This window comes from Geminicoccus sp. (assembly GCF_035556675.1).
Taxonomy (GTDB): Bacteria; Pseudomonadota; Alphaproteobacteria; order Geminicoccales; family Geminicoccaceae; genus Geminicoccus.
This window is the reverse complement of sequence record NZ_DATMFZ010000361.1, coordinates 1-5624: the sequence shown is the minus strand read 5'-3', so window position 1 is coordinate 5624 and position 5624 is coordinate 1. Positions and strand designations below refer to the sequence as shown.

Annotated in this window: 6 protein-coding genes; 3 read left to right on the top strand and 3 right to left on the bottom strand. The window is 67.3% G+C overall.

Translation table 11 applies throughout. The features are described 5' to 3' along the window. Positions 1-393: 393 nt before the first annotated feature. Positions 394-1005 carry an alpha/beta hydrolase gene (locus tag VNS22_RS25630; protein WP_325737595.1) on the bottom strand — a complete coding sequence of 204 codons (612 nt, stop codon included), beginning with the start codon at positions 1003-1005 and terminating at the stop codon, positions 394-396. A gap of 15 nt (positions 1006-1020) precedes the next feature. Further along, positions 1021-1953, bottom strand: coding sequence for a ring-cleaving dioxygenase (locus tag VNS22_RS25625; protein WP_325737594.1), 933 nt, complete (start codon positions 1951-1953; stop codon positions 1021-1023). A 186-nt stretch (positions 1954-2139) separates the two neighbouring features. Here VNS22_RS25625 and VNS22_RS25620 point away from each other — a divergent pair, with 186 nt between their 5' ends. The 3 genes from VNS22_RS25620 to VNS22_RS25610 all read left to right on the top strand — a co-directional run bounded on the left by VNS22_RS25620 (position 2140) and on the right by VNS22_RS25610 (position 4681). Continuing rightward, entirely contained in the window at positions 2140-2577 is a 438-nt protein-coding gene (locus VNS22_RS25620) for a DoxX family protein (RefSeq protein ID WP_325737593.1), read from the top strand. A gap of 68 nt (positions 2578-2645) precedes the next feature. Next, positions 2646-3551, top strand: coding sequence for a LysR family transcriptional regulator (locus VNS22_RS25615; RefSeq protein ID WP_325737592.1), 906 nt, complete (start codon positions 2646-2648; stop codon positions 3549-3551). 374 nt (positions 3552-3925) lie between these two features. Continuing rightward, the gene (locus VNS22_RS25610; protein ID WP_325737590.1) at positions 3926-4681 is read left to right on the top strand and encodes a hypothetical protein; all 756 of its coding nucleotides are present in this window, start codon (positions 3926-3928) and stop codon (positions 4679-4681) included. 104 nt (positions 4682-4785) lie between these two features. Here VNS22_RS25610 and VNS22_RS25605 read toward each other — a convergent pair. Next, positions 4786-5624: NAD(P)-dependent oxidoreductase (locus VNS22_RS25605; protein ID WP_325737588.1), on the bottom strand; the 839-nt coding region annotated here is incomplete at its 5' end.

The window sequence follows — 5624 nt, the reverse complement described above, 5'->3', positions numbered from 1 at the left end:
GCGGATGAGATAGTCGCGCGAAAGTGACAACAGCATCGCTCGTCGACGTCTGAAAGACTCGCGGGCCCCGAGAAGCGATGCAGTCAGGCCTGTTCTCCTCCTGCATCACGCCAGCCAACCAGCATCTGACGCTCCCGGCTCTTTGCCTGCAAGCGTCGGATGCCGTCGGGCGATCACGTCGCAGTGCGGGTCCCCGGGCGCAGGTCCTGCCATGCAGTGCTCGCTGGAGATCCTGACCGGCACCATCGGTACCTGCTGGCGCAACCATGCCATCGGTCGATCTTGGTCCCATGGTGTCGCCGCTGCTGCGAGCCCTCATGGGCCGGTCCGGCTGAAACCTCACCATCTCTCGATGGTGAGAGGCCAGCGCATCCGCGCTTGCCTGAAACGGCCTCAGCGCTGCCCGAACCACTTCGCGGCGAGCGTCACGTCGCCCTGGGACAGGCCATGCCCGACCGGCAGGGTGCGGTGCGCTACTTCGGCACCCGCCGATCCCAGCATGTCGGCAAGGCGATCGGCGTTCGCGGCCGGCACGAGCGGATCGGTGCTACCCGAGAGCAGCAGCACCGGCTTGCCGGCAAGACCGGCCGCCGGCGGCTCTGCGAGCGGGACCATGGCGCGGATCAGCACGGCGCCAGCCAGCGCCTCCGGGCGCAGCAAGAGGGTCGCTGCGGCGATGTTGGCCCCGTTGGAGAAACCCAGCGCCAGCGGTGCCTCCAGGCCATAGGCGGCACGCGCCTCGGCGACAAAATCGGCCAGCTCGTCGGCACGGCGCCGGACGTCTGCTTCGTCGAACACGCCTTCGGCGAGACGGCGGAAGAAGCGCGGCATGCCGTGCTCCAGCACCTTGCCGCGCGGCGAGAGCAGGGCCGAGCCGGGCGCCACGGTCCGGCCGAGCGGCAGGAGGTCGGTCTCGTCGCCGCCGGTGCCGTGCAGCAGCAGGACCGGCGGCCGGCCGGGCAGCGTGCCCGGCTCGAACCGATGGAGGAAGGACAGCTCGGTCATCGGATTTGTTCTCCGTCAGTCGATGGCCGGCAGCAGGGCCTCGAGCTCCGCCCGGCGCCCCTGCACGGAGCGCGGCAGCTGCAGGCCGGTGCCGAGCGCTTCCGGCGCCTCGTCGATGGCAAAGCCCGGGATGTCGGTCGCGATCTCGAAGATCGTGCCGCCGGGGGCGCGGAAATAGACCGAGCGGAAATAGTCGCGGTTCTTCTGCTCGGTCGCGGCGATCCGGTGGTGCTGCGCCAGCCTCGTGACCATGGCCGCCTGCTCCGCATCGTCGGCGGCGCGGAACGCCACATGATGCACCGAGCCACCGCCCATCCGTGCTGGCAGGAAGCCCGGCACCACATGGATGTCGACGATCCCGCCGACCGGGTTGCCCGGCGCCTGGAAGCGCACCAGCGACCCCTCGCGCTCGCCCTTCTCGAAGCCCAGCACGTCGGTCAGCACTGCCCCGGTCGCGGCATCGTCCTCCAGAAGGAGGCGGACGCCGTGCATGCCGCGGATCGCATGCTCGGCCGGCACGCTGCCCTTGCCCCAGGCCGGCTCGCTCTCGATGCCGGGCAGGGCGATCAATGCCAGGCGCATCCCGTCCGGGTCCTTGAAGGTCAGGACGGTCTGGCCGAAGCGCCGGACCGGGTTCTCGTGCGGCACACCCTTTTCCAGGAAGCGCTGGGTCCAGTAGCCGAGCGAGCCCTCCGGCACGCGCAGCACGGTCTCCTCCGTCTCGCCGACGCCGAGCCTTCCGGCCGCCACATGCTCCCACGGGAAGTGGGTGAGGATGGTGCCGGGGCTGCCCGCCTCATCGCCATAATAGAAGTGATAGGTGGTGGGATCGTCGAAATTGACAGTCCGCTTGACCATGCGCAGGCCGAGCGTGTCGACGTAGAAGTCACGACTGCGGCGGGCAGGTCCGGCGATCGCCGTGACATGGTGGATGCCGTGGGTGGTCATGGTGCTTTCCTTGTCCGGACGGGAGGCCCCGCCGTTGCTCGTCACAGCAGATAGGCTGTCGGGCTCTGTCCGCCAGAAGCAAATCATTGCCTTGATGCAATGCCATCTCTGCAGAACCGCATTTTGCATTGCGCCTTCGAAAGATGAACATTCGAGCCATCACCCATCAGTTCGAGGATCCGCACCATGATCGATCAGCGTCTGGCTCCCTACGGTGTGCTTGCCCTGCGCGCCGCACTGGGCATCATGTTCATCGCCCACGCCTACCTGAAGTACGCGGTCTTCACCGTCGCCGGCTTCGAAAGCTTCCTCGGCTCCGTCGGCCTGCCTGCCCTGCTTGCCTGGCCGATCATCCTGGCCGAGGCGGCCGGCGGTATCGCCATCCTCGTGGGCTTCCACAGCCGGCTCGTCTCGGTGCTGCTCTTGCCGGTCCTGCTGGGCGCCCTGGTCATCCATGCCCCCAATGGCTGGGTGTTCAATGCCCCGAACGGCGGCTGGGAGTACCCGGCTTTCCTGGCGGTCGCCGCCCTTGCCCAGGCGCTCGCCGGCGACGGCGCCTTCGCGCTGAAGCGGACGGTCGTTCCGGCACTGGGCACTGGCAAGCCGGCGATCCGCGTGGCCTGATGCCGGGCACCGTTCCGCTGCCGGGGCCGGCGGCCATGTCGCCGGCCCCGCCGCATGACCAGGATCCGATGGCCGACGCGTTCGAGAAGCTCGCCTGGGACGACCTCCGCGTGGTGCGCGCCGTCGCGGAGACACGAACGCTGCCTGCTGCCGCCGCGAAGCTCGGTGTGAACCACTCCACCGTGTTTCGGCGCCTGCGCCAGATCGAGGAACTGCTCGGCATCGTCCTGTTCGAGCGTCACCGCACCGGCTACGTCCCGACGGCCGCGGGCGAGGAGATCGTGGCGCTGGCCGGGCGCCTGGACGAGGAGATCACCGCCGTCACCCGCAGGCTCGCAGGGCGCGGCAACAGCCCCGCCGGCGAGCTGCGCGTCACCACCAGCGACAGCCTGCTCGTCCACCTGCTGACGCCGCTGTTCGCCCGGTTCCGCCAAGCCTGCCCGGACATGTGCCTCGATGTCGTCCTGACCAATCAAGCGCTCAACCTGTCCAAGCGCGACGCCGACGTCGCGATCCGGGCCACCGAGCACCCGCCGGAGAACCTGGTAGGGCGCCGCCTGGCGAGGATCGCCTGGGCACTTTATGGCCGTGCCATCGATTTCCCGATCCCGCTGGAAGGCGAACCGGACCTGCATGGCCGCGTCTGGGTCTCGCTCGGCGATGACCTCGCCACCGTGCACGCCGTCCGCCGCGTCCGCGCCCAGGTGGCGCCCGAGCGGATCGTCTACAAGGTCAACACCGTGCTGGGCGCGGCCGAGGCGGTGCAGGCCGGGATCGGCATCGGCTACCTGCCCTGCTTCATCGCCGACACGATGCCGACCCTGACCCGGCTCGCCCCGCCCGACCCGGCGCTCGCCGACGATCTCTGGCTCCTGACCCACCCGGACCTGCGCCATGCACCCCGAGTGCGGGTGTTCTCCGACTTCCTCGCGCGCGAGATCGGCCGGTGGCGCCGGTTGCTCGAAGGGGCCTGAGCAGGCTGACCTGATCCATTCCCGGACCGGAGCTTCTGCCTGGACGACTGCTGAAGTCGCTGGCGGATCGTCGCGACCGGTTTCTGTCGAGGCTTTCCTGGGTGGCAGGAGTCTTCTGGCCGCGAATGCCGTGTCGGACGGCTCACCGGCCCTCTACTTTCTCGGGCAGCTCCGAAAGATCATAAAACCATAACTCGTGAATTGACCTGGTATGCAGAATAATTCTCAAGTCAATTACAACACGAATTTGTATCAACAAAGTGTGAACGAGTGATAAATATCAATAGGGGACTAGGATAGCATGGTAACATATTTGGCGTGGCAACGAGGTTCTGTCAAGCCGCAGAAAGGACGTCAGCCGTAGCAAGCCCGTCTTGATGCAACGGCGCGAAAGCCGGCTGATGTTTTTGGCAGAAATACTGTCGCCATTTGCCAGAGTGGTTTCGATCAGTCAGGAGGATAACGCAGTGCAGCCCACCATCTACAGAGCCAGCGCCGTCGCCCTCAGCCTCGCCGCCTTTGTAGCCGCGCCGTTCAGCCAGGCGGCGGCGACCGACTTCCAGGTCTGCTACAAGGTCGTCGACAAGGATGACAACCACGCCTATCAACCGGGCTACTACTCGCCCGAACGCCTCGTGCTCGACGTGGCCTTCCACTCCTATCTGAAGACGACGCGGTCGAACGGCAAGCAGACCGTCTACGACGCGGACGGCAAGCACACCTACTGGGAGGGTGGCTCCGGCCACAATTCCAACAGTGACGCCCATACGGTCATGGCAGTGTTCGACGGCGCCATCGTGACGTCGAACTATTCCTGGAAGCAGCCCAAGGGCGCCCACCTGGGCGGCACGTCCTATTTCGTGCGCGATCCGGAAGAGCGCGGCTACGGGCCGGAAGGCGGCCCCTACTACAGCCCGATCCACTGGGAATGCACGTCCAGGCAGGCGCAAGCGGCGCCCGATACCTGGAGATGCACCATCTCCTATCAGGCCTTCGATGACCACAACAGTTCCGGCCAGTATGAGTATCGAGGCGTGTATCTGAAGAAGGTGAAGCACAATCGGGATGAGAAGTGCGACATCTTCCAGGACACGGATGATTACCAGCCGGATAACAACTACAGCGAGTAGATACAGCGCGAGTTCCTGCCCGACGCTGTCCTGATCAATCGACGTTCGAGCTGCGGCCGCGGGTATTCCCGCGGCCGCTTGCGCATCCAGACCTGCCGGAACGGCTAGGCCGTGCCGCCCAGCACCTGCCAGACGTCGTCCTTCGGCCGGTAGCCCAGTAGTGCCTCGGTCGGCCCCAGGTCCCATGGGGCGCCCATGTTGGCCGACATGGCGTTCACGATGATGCCGGGAGCGGGCCAGCCGGCCGCGTCGGCCAGGACCGCGCCCTGCACCACGCCGACCAGATCCCGGTTGGACAGCCACATGTTGCGGAACCAGCGCAACGCGCGCTGGCCGGCCTCGTCCAGCGCATCGGCGCTCTGCTGCGGCGTGCCCGTGCCGGTGATGGTGCGCGGATGATTCTCGCCCGGCTGGCACCAGCCGATGCGCAGGGCGACCGCGGTGAGGCCACCCTGCTCGGACTCCATCACGCACAGGCGCTCGCCCATCAGCTTGGCCGTGGCATAGGCGGTCGAATCCTGCACCCCGCTGCCGCTGTCCCAGAGCGTGCCGACCCTGGGCGGGGTGTCCGGCCGCAGCGAGCCCGCTAGTTCCGCCTCGGGCAGGTCCTTGTAGCGGCCCATGACGTGGTTCGAGGTGGCGAACACCAGCCGGCGCGGCCGTCCCTCCCGGGCCGCGGCCACCACATTGATCGTCATGTCGAACGACGCTGCGGAATCGACCCAGGTCGCCTCGGGATAGGGAACCTGTGCGGCCAGATGGATGATCGCATCCGCCTGTTCGATCGCCTGGCGCCAGGCGGGATCGGCGCGGTCGGTCAGGTCGCCGGTGACAGCCCGGGCCTTGTCGGTGCCGAAGCCCGGTTCGGGCGGGGCCCGGTCGATCGCCAGGATCGTGCCGCACCAGTCCTGCGGGGCGAAGGCCGCGATCAGCTTGCGGCCGA